18 protein-coding genes and 2 pseudogenes are annotated in these 17,089 nt (G+C 50.8%); 2 read left to right on the top strand and 18 right to left on the bottom strand.

Annotated features, from left to right (window positions below; translation table 11 throughout):
• Positions 1-107 precede the first annotated feature (107 nt).
• From VSQ30_RS12520 to VSQ30_RS12500, 5 genes and pseudogenes are all read right to left on the bottom strand, one after another.
• Positions 108-479, bottom strand: a pseudogene (locus tag VSQ30_RS12520) (VirD4-like conjugal transfer protein, CD1115 family); the annotation flags it as partial.
• Positions 476-1,189: a DUF3846 domain-containing protein gene (locus tag VSQ30_RS12515; RefSeq protein ID WP_334464867.1), complete on the bottom strand. Its 714-nt coding sequence runs from the start codon at positions 1,187-1,189 to the stop codon at positions 476-478. The pseudogene VSQ30_RS12520 and the gene VSQ30_RS12515, both read right to left, overlap by 4 nt.
• 120 nt (positions 1,190-1,309) lie before the next feature.
• The gene (locus VSQ30_RS12510) at positions 1,310-1,870 is read right to left on the bottom strand and encodes an LPD1 domain-containing protein (protein ID WP_334464407.1); all 561 of its coding nucleotides are present in this window, start codon (positions 1,868-1,870) and stop codon (positions 1,310-1,312) included.
• 143 nt (positions 1,871-2,013) lie between these two features.
• Positions 2,014-2,238, bottom strand: coding sequence for a hypothetical protein (locus tag VSQ30_RS12505; RefSeq protein WP_334464405.1), 225 nt, complete (start codon positions 2,236-2,238; stop codon positions 2,014-2,016).
• A gap of 13 nt (positions 2,239-2,251) precedes the next feature.
• The gene (locus tag VSQ30_RS12500; RefSeq protein ID WP_334464404.1) at positions 2,252-3,064 is read right to left on the bottom strand and encodes a DUF5720 family protein; all 813 of its coding nucleotides are present in this window, start codon (positions 3,062-3,064) and stop codon (positions 2,252-2,254) included.
• Between the two features lie 278 nt (positions 3,065-3,342).
• Between VSQ30_RS12500 and VSQ30_RS12495 the strand changes: the two genes are divergently transcribed.
• On the top strand, positions 3,343-3,606 hold the full coding sequence (locus tag VSQ30_RS12495) for a hypothetical protein (protein ID WP_237076302.1): 264 nt from the start codon (positions 3,343-3,345) through the stop codon (positions 3,604-3,606).
• Positions 3,607-3,901: 295 nt separating this feature from the next.
• Here the strand turns inward: VSQ30_RS12495 and VSQ30_RS12490 are convergent, their stop codons facing one another.
• The 12 genes from VSQ30_RS12490 to VSQ30_RS12430 form a co-directional block, all read right to left on the bottom strand.
• Positions 3,902-5,869, bottom strand: coding sequence for an FtsX-like permease family protein (locus VSQ30_RS12490; RefSeq protein ID WP_334464402.1), 1,968 nt, complete (start codon positions 5,867-5,869; stop codon positions 3,902-3,904).
• Positions 5,856-6,623, bottom strand: a complete 768-nt coding sequence (locus VSQ30_RS12485) for an ABC transporter ATP-binding protein (protein WP_334464401.1) — start codon at positions 6,621-6,623, stop codon at positions 5,856-5,858. Before VSQ30_RS12485 ends, VSQ30_RS12490 begins: the two co-directional genes overlap by 14 nt.
• A gap of 103 nt (positions 6,624-6,726) precedes the next feature.
• Complete coding sequence (locus VSQ30_RS12480) at positions 6,727-7,740, bottom strand: sensor histidine kinase (protein WP_004074193.1); 1,014 nt, start codon at positions 7,738-7,740, stop codon at positions 6,727-6,729.
• Complete coding sequence (locus VSQ30_RS12475; RefSeq protein ID WP_004074191.1) at positions 7,737-8,405, bottom strand: response regulator transcription factor; 669 nt, start codon at positions 8,403-8,405, stop codon at positions 7,737-7,739. Before VSQ30_RS12475 ends, VSQ30_RS12480 begins: the two co-directional genes overlap by 4 nt.
• 22 nt (positions 8,406-8,427) lie before the next feature.
• Positions 8,428-8,550: a hypothetical protein gene (locus tag VSQ30_RS12470; protein WP_004075246.1), complete on the bottom strand. Its 123-nt coding sequence runs from the start codon at positions 8,548-8,550 to the stop codon at positions 8,428-8,430.
• A 10-nt stretch (positions 8,551-8,560) separates the two neighbouring features.
• Entirely contained in the window at positions 8,561-9,247 is a 687-nt protein-coding gene (locus VSQ30_RS12465) for an ABC-2 transporter permease (protein ID WP_502876248.1), read from the bottom strand.
• Positions 9,201-10,061, bottom strand: a complete 861-nt coding sequence (locus VSQ30_RS12460; protein WP_004074186.1) for an ABC transporter ATP-binding protein — start codon at positions 10,059-10,061, stop codon at positions 9,201-9,203. Before VSQ30_RS12460 ends, VSQ30_RS12465 begins: the two co-directional genes overlap by 47 nt.
• On the bottom strand, positions 10,054-10,437 hold the full coding sequence (locus VSQ30_RS12455) for a GntR family transcriptional regulator (RefSeq protein WP_004074184.1): 384 nt from the start codon (positions 10,435-10,437) through the stop codon (positions 10,054-10,056). Before VSQ30_RS12455 ends, VSQ30_RS12460 begins: the two co-directional genes overlap by 8 nt.
• 257 nt (positions 10,438-10,694) lie before the next feature.
• Positions 10,695-11,519 carry an ABC transporter permease gene (locus tag VSQ30_RS12450; protein ID WP_334464399.1) on the bottom strand — a complete coding sequence of 275 codons (825 nt, stop codon included), beginning with the start codon at positions 11,517-11,519 and terminating at the stop codon, positions 10,695-10,697.
• 6 nt (positions 11,520-11,525) lie between these two features.
• Positions 11,526-13,109 (bottom strand): ABC transporter permease, encoded by a 1,584-nt coding sequence (locus VSQ30_RS12445; RefSeq protein WP_334464397.1) that lies wholly within the window; start codon positions 13,107-13,109, stop codon positions 11,526-11,528.
• A gap of 37 nt (positions 13,110-13,146) precedes the next feature.
• Positions 13,147-14,343 carry an FtsX-like permease family protein gene (locus VSQ30_RS20790; RefSeq protein ID WP_502876247.1) on the bottom strand — a complete coding sequence of 399 codons (1,197 nt, stop codon included), beginning with the start codon at positions 14,341-14,343 and terminating at the stop codon, positions 13,147-13,149.
• On the bottom strand, positions 14,261-15,121 hold the full coding sequence (locus VSQ30_RS12430; protein WP_334464395.1) for a ParA family protein: 861 nt from the start codon (positions 15,119-15,121) through the stop codon (positions 14,261-14,263). Before VSQ30_RS12430 ends, VSQ30_RS20790 begins: the two co-directional genes overlap by 83 nt.
• Before the next feature lie 191 nt (positions 15,122-15,312).
• Between VSQ30_RS12430 and VSQ30_RS12425 the strand changes: the two are divergent.
• Positions 15,313-16,596 (top strand): annotated as a pseudogene (locus tag VSQ30_RS12425) (DUF4368 domain-containing protein); the annotation flags it as partial.
• Here VSQ30_RS12425 and VSQ30_RS12420 read toward each other — a convergent pair.
• The gene (locus tag VSQ30_RS12420) at positions 16,593-17,084 is read right to left on the bottom strand and encodes an ATP-binding cassette domain-containing protein (RefSeq protein ID WP_502876246.1); all 492 of its coding nucleotides are present in this window, start codon (positions 17,082-17,084) and stop codon (positions 16,593-16,595) included. The pseudogene VSQ30_RS12425 and the gene VSQ30_RS12420 overlap by 4 nt on opposite strands.
• Positions 17,085-17,089 lie beyond the last annotated feature (5 nt).

The raw sequence follows: 17,089 nt of genomic DNA, 5'->3' as shown, positions 1-17,089 counted from the left end.
CGGAGTTTCATCACCTTTTCTATTTAATTTTTACATGTCTATCTTACAGCGTATGACAGGCTTTGTCAATAATACCGCACAAGAAAACCAGACAGGCAGAGACAGCATTATGCAGTTTGTATTTCCTGTTCCAAATCTCCGGTTGTGATTTCATAATTGCGGTACAGCTCGCCGGGACGCATCGGCATTTTTGTGGATAAAAATTTCTCAATGTCAAAAGCGTTCTTAGGGGCATAATCCGAAAGATATTTATAGTTCGGGTGTCTGGTAATATCGTACTTCCGGGAGAGGAAAGGCCGCACGCCTCTGATCTGCAGGAGGCATTTCCCTCCGTCCATGACAGCTAGCTCGTCCACCGACATCAAATCCTTTCCCAGCTTCTGGAAATTCTGGCCGTGGGATTCCTGGGTGCCTTTGGTGACGCTGGTGTTATACATGTCGATGGTCTCCTTTCCGAGCAGGGAGTTCCAGCTTTTTAACGGAGGTTGTCTGCATTGTCTGATAAGTCAAGCTGGTAAATGGAATAAGCGCTGATCCCATACTCTTTTTCATAGGAAGAAATACGCGCTAAAAGCGGCGCCGTTTCTCCCTCCATGTGTTCCTCCTGCTCAAATGCCGCCAGCCTCATGCGGATTTTTCCGGTATCTCCTGAAAGCAGCTCGTCCGCCATGCGTTCCTTTTCCGCATGGGAATCCGGGTACAGGTCTGCATAGGCCCCGCTGTTCTGCCTGAAAAATTCATCCAGGTCAAAGGCCAAATCCGTGGTGTCGTCAAGCCTTATATCGTCCACATCCGGTTCTTCCATGACAGGGGCCGGCTGCTGCTTTTCCTCCGGCGGGAGGGGCTGCTTCACCGCAACGATTTCACCCGCCAGCCGATAAAATTTTTCCGGATATTTGAACTGTTCCTTATACTGCTCCATAAAGTAATCGGGAAGGTCGGTAAAACTTTCCTCACCGAGACCGGCCATGAAAAAGGTACCCGCCATAATCTCGATCATTTCGCCGTCCTCATTATAAATTGCCCTGTTCAGGGCCAGCCCGTTTATTTTCCCTTCATCATTGCAGACAATCGCGACAGGTTCCGCATAAGGGTAATAGCCCTCTATGCCTCCCCCGACTGCCTCCTGCATGGATTCAAGGCTCCCGTCAAGCTCGGCCTCATAAGGCACTTTTCCCGGCTCTATCATTAACACTTTCAAATCTGCATGTCCTCCTTCCTTTTATTTGCCGCTTTCGGTTCTTTCCCTGCCTTTTCCTGTACCTTCACCGCAGACAGCTTTCCCAGCACGGAAGGTTTCTCCGGCTTTTCAGGCATAGAAATACCGCCCTCCGAAACTTCGGCAGCGGTGCGGTCTGTTTTTACCGGTTCCTGGCCTTCCACTGTATAGCCCGGCAGGAGCGCTCCATACACGGTAGGGCAGCTTATCTTTGATGTAACAGGCAAAAGCCCTGGCGGTCATTTCCACGTTGCTGTCCCAATAGCCGCCGTCCTTTTCACATTCCTTACCCATGCGCACGGAATTCCGGTAAAAATCGGTTTCCACACGTCCGACCTGCGGCGCCTCCTGTGCCTGCATCCCGGACAGCATGTGCTCGAATATTTCCAGCCGTTCCCGCTCACTTTTGGGGATCACCCGCCCGGTGACAGACTTCTTAAAGGCGTTTAACTGTTCCACGGAACCGGCCTCACCGGACAGAAACGCCTCCCTGAGAACCGCATAGGTTTCCATCTGTTCCTCATTGCCCTGCCGTTTCAGGGAACCGAGCACCGCGGAATCCAGCCAGCTTGCCGCATTTTTCCGGGTGCGCTCTGTCTGCGCTTCGGTGCGTTTCGCCGCCTGCTCCGGTGTCTCCGGCTTATATTTCATGGTTTCAATTAACTTCTGGAACGGCGCATAGAGACGGGGCTGTTCCGAAAGCATCCCCCCTGGCAGCTTCGGCAATCATCTGTAAAGCGGTATTTTCTGTATTTGTCATTGTAAATTCCTCCTGTTATTCTGGCCCCTCGCTGTTAAGCCGGGGCAAAGCTGATTTTGTTGTGTTCCATCCTCCGGGCAAATTCCTGGACGGCATATTTCACTCCGTCAATCTCCGCATGGGTCTGGTCCAGGAACCGGCAGAGGGAAAAATGCGTATCGCCGTTCCCATAGGAAAGGCAGAGTACGCCGTTGTCTGGAAGCGAAAACAGTTTCTTTCCTGTGCTGTCCGTAAAGCAAATCTGCTGAGCTTCATTCATAAGCAAATCCCCCTTAAATAGAAACAGCCGCCTCTTTCTGACGGCGTGGCTGCTGGTGTTCCTGTATCTGCTCCTTGACCTGCAGCAGCTTTTCGTTGTAGTCCTTCCCTGTGCGGGGCGGGTTGACGCCTACACGGATATGTTTGAACCGTTGATCTTCATGGAGCATTGCCTTGATTCTCCTGGCATTTTTAAGGCCGCCAAGGTCATTGTCCATGTAGAGATTGACGCGCCGGATTTCCGGGTGGCGTTCCAGAAATGCGGTCAGCGCCACATGGGAAGTGCCGCCCAAAGACAGCCGGTAGCCATCCCATTTCCAGCCTTCCAATTCCTGCAGCGTGGCATGGGAGAGGGCGTCAATGGGCGCCTCAAACACCGCCACATGTCGGCTGCCCAGATTCCTCGGTGGATAGCAGAAGCTATATTCCTTGTCGCTGCCGTAGACATCTTTTCTGAGATTACCGGTAATGCTCCGCATACATGCAAAGACGATCATGTGGCGTACCTCCGGGTCGAAGCGTTCCAGCGCCATGATGTCGTGCCCCTTCAATTTCTCCGCGCCGGATTGCTGCCTGGCCTCGGCAATCTTTTCCCCAATCGTCCGGGGCGGGTAGGGCAGACGGTAATTCTTCTGAATATCCCGCACAATGTCCATGCACTCGGCATCCGTCAGGACGCGCAGCTTTGCCATCAGATTCTCCGCTGCCTTCCGTTGTTCGGGATTCTTTGTGTACCGGGCGGTCATGTAAAGCTCGTTCAGGACTTTGGATTGATAGTCCCCCTCAACCTGAAAAAGCAGCCGTTTTTCTATTTCATTTAATTCCATGTGAATCTCCTTTCTTCTGAAAATGGGTATGAAAAAAGGGCGTCCACCTGCAAAAGTGAAACGCCCACGGCAATCAGCGATCCGGCAATATACCGGACCGCTGGCACTATTAAATTTTGTCGTTAATGAAACAGCCTCCTTTATTTGATAATTTTCTCGTCATATTTCAACTTGGAAAAGGAATTGAATAAATGACGGCAAACGCTCAAACCCCTTGAAAATAAAGGCTTTTTCCGTTTGTCGTTATTATACCGTAACGGCATACGGCGGCTACGAATATGCACCAACTGACAGGCGACTTCTACACAGTGGGCGAAGTCCTGGGACATACGCTTGCGGGTATCGGCGTATCGCTTGGGCTGTCTATGAACTTTGAAGCAGTCACAGCGCGTTATGTGGACGTGCGGCTTGAACGGAAGAAAGAAGTGCTTGACGCATACCATGACGCAGTAGGGAAAGCAGACCCGCCGAAAGCAAAGGAAGCCGAGCCGAAAAAAGCAAAGGGCAGGGCAAAGAAAAAAAGCACTGATTTAGAGCTTTGACGGGCGTATCTTTTTACTATTTCTTATGGCGGCTTATATCTGTCCGTCGAGTTAGGGCGTCAAATGGGCGTCAAAACAGATTTTTATACCGCAGCCACAGGAACGGGCAAAGTCGCAAAAACATAGTGTTTATGCGGCTTTGCGGCGTTTCTGGTATTCATTTTTCGCGGCGTGGTGAGCAGATTATTCTACTATTTTTTATTCTAAAACTGAATTGTTGCAGAATTGTCCTAACGCCCACTTCTTTCGACAGAAAAACAGCCCGAATTGCTTCATTTTTGTAGAAATTCAAAATTCAGTGCATTTCAGGCCGCAAAATAACCCGTTTGAACAGGGACATCGTGGCGCCGAAATAGGTCAGATATATCGCGCAGAACAGCAGGATTGTGACCAGACCATAAAACAGCACCAGTCCTTCCTGCAAAATTGCTTCCCCGAAAAAGAACTGCGTCCCCACAATCAGCAGAACCGTAAGAACGATAGGGAAAAACAGCGGGATCAGGAACACGGTGGACAGTTCCCTGCGGACGAGGGAAGCCTGCCTGCGGCCCGATACGCCCAGCCGGTCAATCACCGCATAATTTTTCCGGTTCCGGTCAATAGCGGAAAGCTGCTCAAAGGCCAGCACTGAACAGGAAAGAATGATAAAAATAATGCTCAGATATAGGCCGCAGAAAGAAAGTGTTGTGAATCCGGTGAGCGAATTGGCAACGCCCCACGCCTTTACTGTTACCCCCATCGTCACCCGTTCCGGCAATTCCTGTCCGGGCTGGATGTCAGGCTGCCATTTACCGCTGTTCAGGAATTGCTTGAGTTCGTTTTTCAGTTCCGGGTATCCGCTATCCTCAAGTTTCATCACCAGACGGATTTTCTCCCCGGACAGCCGGGAAGCCACTTCATCCGGTAGAACCAGAACATATCCCTTTGTTCCGGCCATCTGATACTGCTCCATCGGCTCTGTCAAAATCGGAGTTTCGGCAGGCGTCAGCGTCCAGCCGTTCAGCGTGATCTCCGGCTTCTGCTCTAAGCCCTGCCGGATGCCGTCCATATAGTTCCAGGTATCACAGTGAACCAGAAATTCATTGTTGTTCATGGACACAGGGGAAAGCCCCAGAATCTCCCGCAGGTGGTTATAATCGGACAAGGACAAGGCTTCAATCGTTTCATTGGGAACCGCATACAGGTAATAGGTTACGCTGTCCTCCACTTCGCAGCGTTCCTCTACAAAGGAACGGACGGAATCCATGCTGTCCTTGGTCAGCGGCGCGTCAATGGCTACACCGGCGTCATAGGGGTAATACGCCTCCATGTTGGCCTTATAGCCCGCACCCATCGTCATCCCCACAAACATGGTCGCAAGGGAAACGGTCAGCAGGATCGCCACCACCGCCATTGTCCGCCCGGAAGATTGGATGCGCCTGCCGATCTGTCCCAGGAAAAACAGCGTTTCTTCCCGGTACTTCCGGTGCGGGTTTCGTTTTGCCAGTTGGTACAACAGCATGGGGATTTTGCGGTGCAACTCATAAACGCCCGCAAGGATCAGTAGACAGGCCCCACCCCAATACAGCATTGCTTCATTGGTCTGAATGTGCAATCCCTTTTCCAGCAAAATCACTCCCGCCACCATCGCGGCAAGGGAAAGCAGACAGGTCAGGACGCTCCGATGCAAGGGCTGGAACCCAGCTTCTTCATTCTTCTGATTATCATAAAGCAGGTCAATCACTTTCCTACGCCGGATCACCTTTGCCGCGCGCAGCATCCCAAATCCATACATCAGGATGAAAAAGAAAAGGGTCATCCCTAACGCACGGAGAGAGAACAAGACCTGATAGCGGTGAGGAATTTCAAAAATATTCTGGACTACCTGATTCAGTAACCCTGACATGGCGGTTCCCAGCAGAGACCCCAGCAAAAAGGCGGCTCCGCCGATGATGCTGTTTTCCACCAGAAACAGGTTTCGGACCGTTTTCACTTCCATGTCCATCAGTTCGTAGGCGGCAAACTCCTTTTTCCGTTGGCCCAGCATAAACCGGATGGCGTATCCCACAACAAAGGAGGACAGCAGCGCGACCAGCACCGACAGCATCAGGATACCGGAGGTGAGCATGGACATATTCTCCGTCATGGCGAGAATATCCGGGGAGAACCCCAGCGCCAGGAAGGAGTACATCAACGCCGCCGTCAGGGTGAGCGTTACAAAGTAGATGATATAATCCCGCAAGCTCCTGCGGATGTTCCGAAAAGCCAGTTTAGAGTACATCATTCACTCCCCCTCCCATCATGGTGAGGACATCCAAAATCTTGTTAAAGAAAGTCCTACGAGAATCGCTGCCTTTGCGGATTTCCGTGAAAATCGCACCGTCCCGTAAAAAGAGAATACGGTTTGCATAGCTTGCGGAAAAGGCATCATGCGTTACCATAAGAATGGTCGCCCCCAAGGTTTCGTTGATGCCCTGAATAGTGGAGAGTAGCATTTGGGATGAGTGGCTGTCCAGTGCGCCGGTGGGTTCGTCCGCCAAAATCAGCTTGGGATTGTTGATGATGGCTCTGGCGCAGGCGCACCGCTGCTTCTGGCCGCCAGACACCTGATAGGGGTATTTGTCCAGAATATCTGTGATGTTCAGTTTTCCGGCCATTTCCCGCACCCGACCGTCGATCTCGCCTGCGGGGACCTTATTGATGGTCAGCGCCAGGGCGATATTTTCGGAGATGGTCAGGGTGTCCAGCAGGTTAAAATCCTGAAACACAAAGCCCAGATTCTCCCGGCGAAACCGGGCAATCTGCTTCTCGTGGATCTCGGTTACATCCGTTCCGTCCAGATAGATATGTCCCACGCTAACCGTATCAATGGTGGAAATACAGTTGAGCAGGGTGGTCTTGCCGGAACCGGACGCGCCCATGATCCCCACGAATTCACCCTCCTGCACAGAAAAGCTGATGTCCTGAATCGCTTTTGTGACATTCCCGCCGTTCCCGTAATATTTCTGGATATGTTCCAGCTTCAATACTTCTTTCATAGCAATATCACCTCTGCTTCCTATTGTAAAATAGTGTGAGCGCCGTTTGTATCAAGTTTTCTTACAAAGTTCTAACAGAAATGTAAGAAGTGCAGGACCGTTTTCAGCCCTGCACTTCATGGATCAAACAGTTGATGTGAAACGCCAGGAAGATGGCAGTTCCTTGTCCCGACGATTCCGCAGTAATGCCGATGTCCAGCTTGTTACAGAGCCGTTTGCACAGGTACAGACCGATACCTGTGGACTGCTGGACCATGCGCCCATTCTGTCCGGTAAAGCCTTTTTCAAAAACGCGCGGCAGGTCGGCGGGGGAAATCCCGATTCCGTTGTCCTCCACCACGAGGACCACCTGATCCTGCTGCCTGCGGGCGGAAATGCGGAGAACCGGCTGCCCGGACCGATACTTGACTGCGTTGGCAATCAACTGGTTCAGAATGAACCGCACCCATTTTTCATCGGAATAAACCGTATCCTCCATTTCCTCTACTTCCAGCCGCACCCCACTCTGAAGCAGCAGGTATTTGTTGTCCGCAATCGCCTGATGCACCACTTGGGATAAGGACATTTCCCGGACTGAATAATCCTTCTCGGTGTGTTCGCTGCGGGCATAGTAAAGCGCCTGTTCGGTAAAACGGTTGGTCTTTTCCAGTTCCTGAAGCAGTTCCTTTGTCCAGACCGTTCGGTGATTTTCGCACAGCAGCTTCATGGCGGTAATGGGTGTCTTGATCTCGTGAATCCACTGCTCAATGTACTCCTTGTATTCCAGGCGCTCCCGCCGAACCTCCCCGATCTGCTCCAGCATGGACTTCCCGGCCATTTTCAAAAGCTGGTAGTACACCTGATCCTCCGCCTGCTCCGGCAGCTCCATCACTTCGGAAATGAGATAGCGTTCCGAAAGCTGTCCCGCTATATCTAAAAGTTTCTGCATCTGCCGTTTCCGCTTCCAGTAGGTGAGGAACAGTCCCGTCAGCAGGACCACCGCCCACACCACGAGAATTAGAAGCACCGCCGAGATGGAATTGCCGCACACCAGCAAAAACACGGTGAGCGCCGCCATACAGACCAGGTTGGTCAGCAGGAATGGGATTCTGTTTTTCCAATATCGCCTGCGGTTCATATTGTGTACCCCTGCCGGTGCTTGGTTTTGATAAAATCGGTCAGTCCGATTCCTGCCAGCTTCTCCCGGATGCGGTTGATGTTGACGCTCAGGGCGTTATCATCCACATAAAGCTGGTTGTCCCACAAAAACTCCACCAGATCCCCACGGGCGCAAATTTTCCCCGCATTTTTGAACAGGTAATATAGGATTTTCAGTTCGTTCTTGGTCAGTTCCACACTCTGCCCGTCATAGTCCAGGCTACTGGATTCCAGGCGCAGCACCGCGCCTCCGCAGGCCATCTGCCCGCTTTGCTGGACCGGGTACGCCCGCTTGAGCAGGGAGGCAATCTTCGCCAGCAGGATGGCCGTATGGTATGGCTTCGTAATAAAGGCGTCGCCGCCCAGCATGATACTGTTGAGTTCGTCCATATCCGTGTTGCAGCTTGTCACAAAGATGATCGGCACCTGGGAGAAGGTGCGAATTTGAGTGCAGAGGGAAAATCCGCTGGTTCCCGGCAGTTTGATGTCCAGCAAAATCAAGTGCGGCTGTTCCGCCTTGATTTGGTCAATTACATTGTCAAAATCCTCCGGCGCGGCTGTTTCATAGCCGTTACTTTGTAGCAGGGTGTCCAGTTCATTTCGTATCAACGGGTCATCTTCTATCATCAATATTTTTTGCTTCATTTTATCCCTCGTTCAAAGAGCTTCAACGCCTCTTTTCAGAATCATCCTTTTTTCTTTTTTCCTCCCGATACTTACGGATCAGCTTGTTGCGGACAGGAATACCGACACCAATCAGAAGAACTACCGCTAAAATTGTGAAATCCATATTGCTCACCTCACATTTCTTTGTTTTCCATAATCCGAATGGAGAACCAGATCGACACAGCGTACATGACAACAACCAATACAAGCACAAGACCGATCAGCAGCACCGGGGAACTTACAACCGTAGTCACAATGGGATTGTCTGCGGGCATCTTGGGCAGGAAAAACAAGGTCGCCAAAAATCCAGCCACAGGAATATACATGAACACACGGCCTTTGATGGCTCCATATTTGTAATAGCCCGGAATTTGAAATACGGTATAAAGGGCAAACAGGAACAAACCGCCGATAGCCGCACTAATCATATCAAATGCTCCAACACTTTCACCCATTGCCCGCAGCACAATCGGCTGTGTGATAAGAGAAACCACCAGAGCCATCGCGCCCAGCGCAAGAACAAAGAGATACCTGCCTGTTACCATTTCGCTTTTCTTAATGGGCAAAATCCCATACAAACGCTCCATGCTGTTTTTTTCTGTTACCGAGAAGGTGTAGCCTGTGGTCATGGCGATAAAGCACATGGCAAAGGAAACGCCGGTCAGGATGGAACGGTTAATGGCCGCAAAAGCGATAGGAAGAAGCATGGTAAACCCGATCACCTTGATATAGGGCTTTACCAGCGAAAAGTCCAATTTTGTTGCTTTTAATGTATTACTCATAATCGTCACCTTTCTTGCTCGTGAATACAACGATTTCATCAATAGTCGCCGGTTCAATGCTCAAAGAGGAAAAAGCGCCCGTATCCTCGGTCTTGACCAGAGCCTCAAAGCCTGTGGGAAATGTACGGACACCGACCGCTTTTTCTCTCAGATCAGGAGTAAGCTCTTCTGTTCCTCCCTTGACAATGCGGAACATATCGACAAATTCATCCTTGCTGCCGCTGAAAAACAATTCTCCATAGCTGATATAAGTGATATAGTCAGCAGCGCGTTCCAGATCGCCGGTGATATGGGTAGAGAACAGTACACTGTGTTCTCCATCCTCAATATACTCCGAGAGAATTTGCAGCAGTTCATCTCTGGAAACCGGATCGAGGCCGCTGGTGGGTTCGTCCAGGATCAGCAGCTTTGCGTCGTAAGAGAACGCACAGGCCAGCATCAACTTCATCTGCATCCCCTTTGAGAGTTCTTTCACTTTCTTGGTGGGAGCGATGTGAAACTTCCGCAGCATCTCCGCAAACCGTTCCGACTTCCAGTTGGGATAGAAAACGGAGATAGATTTTTCTACCTGTGTTACCTGCCAATCATCGCTGAAATAGTTGGTATCAAATACAACACCAAGTTCCGATTTTGCTTTCTGCTCGTCAGCGATATTATCCAGCCCCATGATTTTGATTTCGCCGCCGTTGCGCTTGAGCATATTCAGAATGAGTTTGATGGTGGTTGTCTTGCCGGAGCCGTTTGGCCCGATCAGCCCCATAATATATCCTTTCGGCAAGGTGAAGCTGATATTGTGAAGCTGGAAACTGTCAAAGGATTTCGACAGGTTTTTCACCTCTAAATAGTTAGTCATCTTTATTCGCCTCCAATAAAATATCTAAAAGACGGTGCAGTTCTTCGTTTGGAAGATCTGCGATTCTTGCCGCCTTGATTGCATCGGTCAACCCATTTTCCACTTTACAAATAAGCTGCTCTCTCATCAGTTCAGAGCCACGGCCCATGACAAAGCAGCCGCGCCCCTGAACATTTTTGACGAATCCCTCTTGCTCTAATTCTGTGTAGGCCCGTGTAACCGTTAGAACGCTGATTTTCAAATCTTTTGCCAGCGTTCTGAGAGAAGGTAAGGCTTCGTCCTCTTTCAGTTCTCCAGATAGGATCGCCGCCTTGACCTGCTGCTTAATTTGCTCATAGATGGGTATGCCTGATACATTTGAAATAATTAGTTTCAATCCATCTCACCTTCTTGCTGTTTTAACTGTTATACTATTATACATAACACTATAACACAAAACAAATGAAAAGACAATACGATTCAAAAAAGTTTACAAATAGCAAAAACTGGTCGGCATCGGAATCTATGATTAAGATAGGTTTCATACGACAAATCCTCCCTTATACCGTAATCCTAAAGGGGAAATGTTGCAGAAATGTCCTGAAAACAAAAAAATTGGCCGGAACAGAAATTTTCTGTCCCGGCCAGCGGTTGTTATTCCACAAGCCGCATCTGCTCAATGAGAGAATTTTGCTCCTGCTTGCGGATGGTGCAGATGGAAAGTAGCAGTTCCAGCACCACCAGGACGCCGATATACAGCAGCATTGATCCAACGGGGAACTGATAAGGCATTACCTGTCCCATCATCGCTTCACCCATCCAGCGGCAAATCCCAATCGCCACGGGGGTTCCTGCCACCAGTGCGATCACGGCGCTGAACAGAACATAGAACATCCCTTCCGCTGTCAGCACCTGATAAAGCTGCCGTTTGGTCATGCCCACGGAGCGCATCATACAGAGTTCCCGGCGGCGGGAAAGTTGGTTCGAGAGGGTCATGTTGACCAGATTGACCACGCCAAAGAGGAAAATCATCCAGGATAACCCCTGAAGCCCGCCAAAAATCACAGCCTGCTGTAAGGTCAAAAAGTCCAGTTCCTCGGCATAGGTATAAAGCCCCATGCCGGAAGGCGCATTGGTAGCGACAGATTCCAATGCTGCTGTCACAGAATCCTCTTTGTTAGGGTCTGCGGAGATCACCCAGGTATAATCAAAGTTCTCCACGCTGGAAATCATTTCTCTGGCAAGCCCTTCTGTAATCATAACGGCGGCGGAGTCCAGGGCATAGGTTCCGTTGCTTGAGCCGGGCTTGCCATAGGTTCCTACCATTGTGACGGTCATGGTATCTTCTTCCGTTTCCAGCTCGATTTCTTCCCCTAATTGAATGAAGTTGTTGGAATCCGGATTATTGGCATAGGCGTCTGCTATGAGAATTTCCCGGTCGTTCTCCGGCATCCGCCCGGAAGTCAGGTGCTGAGCCACATAATCCTAATCCCCCTCCAAGGACAGCCCCTCTTTGGTCAGGATGTCGCATCTTCCACCGCCTTCGGAGGTTTCCCCTTTGAAATCGCTGCCTCCCACACTACGGCGCAGGGTCTGCACCTGCTCCACGCCGTTGATGCTCAAAAGTTCCTGTTTGAAATCCTCGGTGAAGGGCGAATCTTTCATCTGTTCATAAGAATTGAGTTCCGGGTCATCCAGATAAAGCCGGAAATGCCCATAGGGAAATTTTGCGTTTGCGTCCTGCTCCGGGGAGTAGGAGCCAAACACCGAAGCCAACACCACCAGGAGCAGCCCGCCGAAGGTCAGGGACACCAGCACACTGATGACTCGTTTCCGGTCGCGTCCCAGGTTCCGGGCTGCCATTGCCAGCGGAGTAAACCGACGGGGCTTTCTGAATTTCCCGACGGTTTTCTGGCAATCCGTCAGGCGCAGAGCCTCTATCGGAGAAGTGTTGGCGGCGATTTTTACTGGTTTCCGAACCGAAATGCTCACCATGCCATAGCTGACCAACGCCGTCACCAGCGCAACGGTCAGGTCGGTTTCCATGGAAAAGCCGCTGGCAAACAAGTTGGAGGCCAGCAAAGTTCCTGTGACGATTCCGGCCAGAATCCCAATGGGAATGCCAATCAGGGCCAGGAACCGGCTCTCCCGGCGCACCAGCCGCTGAATCTGCCGCTTAGTTGCCCCCAGTGTCCGAAGCTGACCGTAACTCTGGATTTTTTCCAGGATGGAAATGCGGAAAATGTTGCGGATGACCATACTGCCGCCCAGTACCACCGCCAGGACAACCGCCCCCAACTGGAGAATTTCTTCCGGCTGAATGGTGCGGCCGATGGAAAAGTAAATGGAACTGTACGACACGGAGCGCAGTCCCAGCCGATCCCGGATTTCTGCTCCCAGGTCTTTCAGATCATCGGCTTTATAGCTGTCGGCCTCCTTGAAATGGACATAGGCATTGTATTTGCCGGGGTCATAGCCAGGCTGTTCCTTCAGAAAAGATTGGGACACCATCACGCTGTATGCCTCCACGCCGGTATCCGGCGAGGACAGAATGGCGCTGACGGTAAACGGATACTCTTTCCCCTCAAACGGTACGGTGATCTGGTCGCCCACACCGCTGCCGGGGAAGAATTTTTCCAGATAAGAGGAACTGACTGCGGCTTCATCTACTGTTTGAGGGTAGGTTCCCTCCAAAATCTCCGACTGTTTCCGTGCGGCATAAAGGGTATCTTCGTCCCCATAGGACATCGAAACCAGCCCGCCGGTGTCGTTGTTGTCGTCCGTCCCCAGAGCGTATTGCAGTCCGGCCCGTTCGATTTCCGGCTGCTGGCGCAGGTTTTGCAGATCTTCCTCCGTAATCAAGGAATAGACGATTTCATAAGTATCCTCGGCCATCTTTCTCTGCATGGCTCCGGTGGAAAAGATCGCCGTTCCCACAGTGGACATCAAAAACGCCGCCAGCGCAATGGTGATAACCAGCAGGACATTTCGCCGCTTTTCGCTGGACAGGCTGCGCTTTGCCAGTCGATTTACAACCTGAGTTGTGTTATTTTCAAAGGGTAAAGTCATAGTATACGACCTCCTTTCCAGAGAATTGTGTGCTTCATTATTCCATCGTCTTAATCCGTTCCACAAGGGACTGTTTCTGCATATATCGTACTGCAAAGATGGAGTAAAGGACTTGCACAAAAAGCAGAGCCGCCGCAAAAATCAGCAGTTCCCAGATAGGAAATTGATAAATCAGCGTTCCTAAAATTTTGGTCTTATTTACAACTACCACCAGCAAAGAACCTATCAGTCCACCCAAAACCAATGTAATCAGCAAAGTAGCCACCACATAGCAGAAACATTCCATAGTAAGCATTTTGGAAAGCTGCTTCCCCGACATTCCGACCGATTGCAAAACCCCAAACTCCTGCTTTCGGGAAAGTAGATTCGTCATCAAGGTGTTAATCAGATTTACCAATGCAAACAAAAACAGGAAAATTAAAAGCCCATAGACTAACATCATAGTCATTTTTAGAAAACTTCCGAGTTGCTGGGCATAATCAGAACGGGAAACGATACTCAGCTGTGGGTCCTCTAATAAGGAAAAAAGTTCCTCTCGCAGCGCCTCTGTATCCTCACTGGTAAAAACATTCCATACTGTTTCCATATTTTCTATATCCGGGTAAAGCTGCCTTGCTAAATCAATCGGCAAGGCAAACGGTTTATAACCAGCTGCATCAGTTGCTTTTTGCCCATCGGCAATCCCCATAATTGTAAATTGCACTGGTTCTCCACCGTAAGGTTCGATAACCACTATGTCTCCTATTTCCGGGTTATAATCATAAAGCTGGGATTCAAATTCCTCCCGGTCAAAGAGCATTTCCGCGCCGCCCCCGTCCACCACCGTGTACACCGTCAAATCCTGCTCAAACAGTTCCAGCGCCCGCTCTTTGGAGAGGGGCAGCAAGTCCCCGTCCTGATAGCCGCAGTTTTTCAGATCGTCCTCCCGCAGCAAAGGGTCCGGCATCGGGTATTCATCCAGCGCCTGCTCCGGCGCGTCGGGCAGCTGGGCGGCTTCTGCGGCATGGCCGATGGAATCCAGCGCCCGCAGGTTTTGGCTGGCGGGCAAAAGGGCGTATTCCCGTTCCTGTTCGGCGGTCAGCGGCTGGGGGTAGTCGATACAGCCAAAGGCAGTGATGGAATCCTGTTCCACCTTTACCGGCGCGGCCAGTTCAGTGATGGTTTTCCCGTCCATCAAAGGATAGGTTCCCACATTCAGAGATGCCAGCTCTACTTTTTTCGCGCTGCTTTTCAAGTTTCAACACCTCCTTGGTCAGATTTGCGTAGCCCTCCGCTACTTTGCCGCCTGGGTCATGGGCGAAAATGCTCCTGCCCTCCGCGCTGGTTTCCTTTGCCCGGACAGAATGGGGGATCTCTGTGCCGAATACCTTGATTTTGCTGCCGTAGGTTTCCCGCAGCAGGGCGGCAATCTCTTTGGCAAAGTTGGTGCGGTTGTCCACCATCGTCAGCAGGATACCGTCTATTTGCAGTTTCGGGTTGATCTGCCGCTTGACTTTGGCTACCGTAGAGAGCAGCTGTTCCAGCCCTTTGGCGGGCAGATACTCCGCCTGGACGGGGATTATGATCCGGTTGGCGGCGGCCAGCGCGTTGACGGTGAGCATACCCAGGGAGGGCTGGCAGTCTATGAGGATATGGGAATACTGCCCCTTTACACTGTCCAGATATTGCCGCAGAATCGTTTCCCGGCTCATAGCGTTTACCAGCGACACCTCCAGGCCGGACAGCTGAATATCCGCCGGCATCAGGTCCACGCCCTCCGGGTGGCGCAGAATCCCCTCGCCGGGGCGGACCGGCTGATCGGTCAGGATACGGCCCATCGCGTCAGAAAGGGTAAAGGGCAGCTTATCCGGCTGGGGATTGCCCAGGCTGATGGTCAGGCTCCCTTGCGGGTCCCCGTCAATGAGAAGCACTTTCTTTCCGGCCTGCGCCAGTCCTATCCCTAAGTTGGCACAGGTTGTGGTCTTGCCCACACCTCCCTTTTGGTTGGCGATGGCGATGATTTGCGTGTTCAAGATAATCACCTCGTTTCTTGGTATGAAAAAAGGGAGAATGTGACCGGAATCAACATTCTCCCTTAGAAACGATATGTGATTGTGCAATAATCTGTCTTTTGTGAGGTTAGCTTTTGAGAGCCATCTCGCCGCAAACCCGCATGAATACTGGGCTTTTGCCTGTTTGCTTTCCCTTTCCCCAATAACCTGTGTTCAACGAGTTTTACGCCCGCGACACTTCAAAGAAAATCCGGGCTGTCAAACAGGCAAAGGCGCAGAAAGGCGAGCGCGTCAACGGCGAAGCCCCTTACGGCTACCTTATCGACCCAGATAACCGCAATCATCTGATACCTGACCCGGAAACGGCGCACGTCGTAAAACAGATTTTTGCAATGTATGTACGGGGCGACCGTATGTGTGAAATCCAGAACTGGCTACGGGACAATGAAATACTGACCGTCGGAGAACTGCGCTACCGTAGAACAGGAAGCAACCGCCACCCCCGCCCACAGCTCAACGCATGGTACAACTGGCCGGATAAGACGCTGTACGACATTCTGACAAGGAAAGAGTATTTAGGGCATACCATAACCGGGAAAACCTACAAGGTATCTTATAAGTCGAAAAAGACGAAAAAGAACCCGGAGGAAAAAAGGTATTTCTTCCCCAACACTCACGAACCTTTGATTGATGAAGAAACCTTTGAGCTTGCACAGAAGCGGATTGCCACCCGGCAACGCCCGACAAAGGTTGATGAAATTGACCTGTTTTCCGGGCTTCTCTTTTGTGGGGACTGCGGCTACAAAATGTATGCAGTACGCGGAGCCGGGACGCTTGAACGGAAACACGCCTACACTTGCGGCAACTACCGTAACCGGGCAAGAAATGATATGCTCTGCACTACGCATTATATCCGCAAAAGCGTATTAAAAGAACTTGTCCTTGCAGACTTGCAGCGCGTAACGTCTTATGTGAAAGAGCATGAACAGGAGTTTATCGAAACCGCCAACGAGTGCAGCGCAAAGGCAGTACAAAAAACGCTGACACAGCAGCGGAAAGAGCTTGACAAGGCGCAGAACCGTATGAACGAGCTGAACATCTTATTCCGCAAGCTCTACGAGGACAACGCTTTAGGGAAACTTTCAGATGAACAATTTGCTTTTCTGACTTCCGGCTATGATGAAGAAAAAAAGACGCTGACCCGGAGGATTGCGGAGCTGTCACAGGAAATCGACAACGCCACCGAGCGCAGCGCGGACGTAAAAAGGTTTGTCGCACTGGTACGCAGATACACAGCGATTGAAGAACTGACCTACGAAAACGTCCATGAATTTATTGACCGTATTCTTATTCACGAACTGGATAAGGAAACGAACACCCGCAAAATCGAAATCTTTTATAGCTTTGTCGGCAGAGTTGATACAGGCGACAAGCCTACTGAAAGTATCTCCTATTTCAGACAGATAGGAGCCGACGTAAAGAGTTATGCTATCTAACATACATCAAAAAGAGGTAAGATAGGCTCGTCCGCCAGAATCACCGGAGCTTCGCTTGCGAGCGCCCTTGCAATGGCTACCCGCTGCTGCTGGCCGCCGGAGAGTTTCAGCACGTTCCGTTTGGATTCCTCCCTCGTCAGCCCCAGCCGTTCCAGAAACGGGAGTGCCGGTTTCTTTGAAGTCAGCCGGACATTCTCCTGCGGGGTCATATAGTCAATCAGGTTGTAGCTCTGAAAGATAAAAGAAACATTCTTTTTCCGATGGCCTGCCAATCCGGCCTGTGCAATGTCTTTCCCTTCAAACAGGATATTCCCGCTTGTGGGGCTGTCCAGACCGCCCAGCAGGGATAGAAGGGTTGTCTTGCCGCACCCGGACGGGCCGAGAATGGCATACATTTTTCCCGCCTCCATCTGCGCATTGATCCCTCTCAGCACCTTCCTCTTTTTGTCATAAGAGTATGTTAGATTTTGCAGTTCCAAAATTCCCATAGAGG

It is taken from the genome of Acutalibacter sp. JLR.KK004 (genome assembly GCF_036941085.1).
GTDB lineage: Bacteria > Bacillota > Clostridia > Oscillospirales > Acutalibacteraceae > Acutalibacter.
This window is presented reverse-complemented; position numbering and strand designations above follow the sequence as displayed.

Excerpts from the sequence above, each read along its gene's own strand:
- VSQ30_RS12515 (WP_334464867.1), bottom strand. The coding sequence starts at position 1,189 with ATGATAGAGCCGGGAAAAGTGCCTTATGAGGCCGAGCTTGACGGGAGC.
- VSQ30_RS12510 (WP_334464407.1), bottom strand. The coding sequence starts at position 1,870 with ATGAAATATAAGCCGGAGACACCGGAGCAGGCGGCGAAACGCACCGAA.
- VSQ30_RS12505 (WP_334464405.1), bottom strand. The coding sequence starts at position 2,238 with ATGAATGAAGCTCAGCAGATTTGCTTTACGGACAGCACAGGAAAGAAA.
- VSQ30_RS12500 (WP_334464404.1), bottom strand. The coding sequence starts at position 3,064 with ATGGAATTAAATGAAATAGAAAAACGGCTGCTTTTTCAGGTTGAGGGG.
- VSQ30_RS12495 (WP_237076302.1), top strand. The coding sequence starts at position 3,343 with ATGCACCAACTGACAGGCGACTTCTACACAGTGGGCGAAGTCCTGGGA.
- VSQ30_RS12490 (WP_334464402.1), bottom strand. The coding sequence starts at position 5,869 with ATGATGTACTCTAAACTGGCTTTTCGGAACATCCGCAGGAGCTTGCGG.
- VSQ30_RS12485 (WP_334464401.1), bottom strand. The coding sequence starts at position 6,623 with ATGAAAGAAGTATTGAAGCTGGAACATATCCAGAAATATTACGGGAAC.
- VSQ30_RS12480 (WP_004074193.1), bottom strand. The coding sequence starts at position 7,740 with ATGAACCGCAGGCGATATTGGAAAAACAGAATCCCATTCCTGCTGACC.
- VSQ30_RS12475 (WP_004074191.1), bottom strand. The coding sequence starts at position 8,405 with ATGAAGCAAAAAATATTGATGATAGAAGATGACCCGTTGATACGAAAT.
- VSQ30_RS12470 (WP_004075246.1), bottom strand. The coding sequence starts at position 8,550 with ATGGATTTCACAATTTTAGCGGTAGTTCTTCTGATTGGTGTCGGTATT.
- VSQ30_RS12465 (WP_502876248.1), bottom strand. The coding sequence starts at position 9,247 with ATGAAATCGTTGTATTCACGAGCAAGAAAGGTGACGATTATGAGTAAT.
- VSQ30_RS12460 (WP_004074186.1), bottom strand. The coding sequence starts at position 10,061 with ATGACTAACTATTTAGAGGTGAAAAACCTGTCGAAATCCTTTGACAGT.
- VSQ30_RS12445 (WP_334464397.1), bottom strand. The coding sequence starts at position 13,109 with ATGACTTTACCCTTTGAAAATAACACAACTCAGGTTGTAAATCGACTG.
- VSQ30_RS12420 (WP_502876246.1), bottom strand. The coding sequence starts at position 17,084 with ATGGGAATTTTGGAACTGCAAAATCTAACATACTCTTATGACAAAAAG.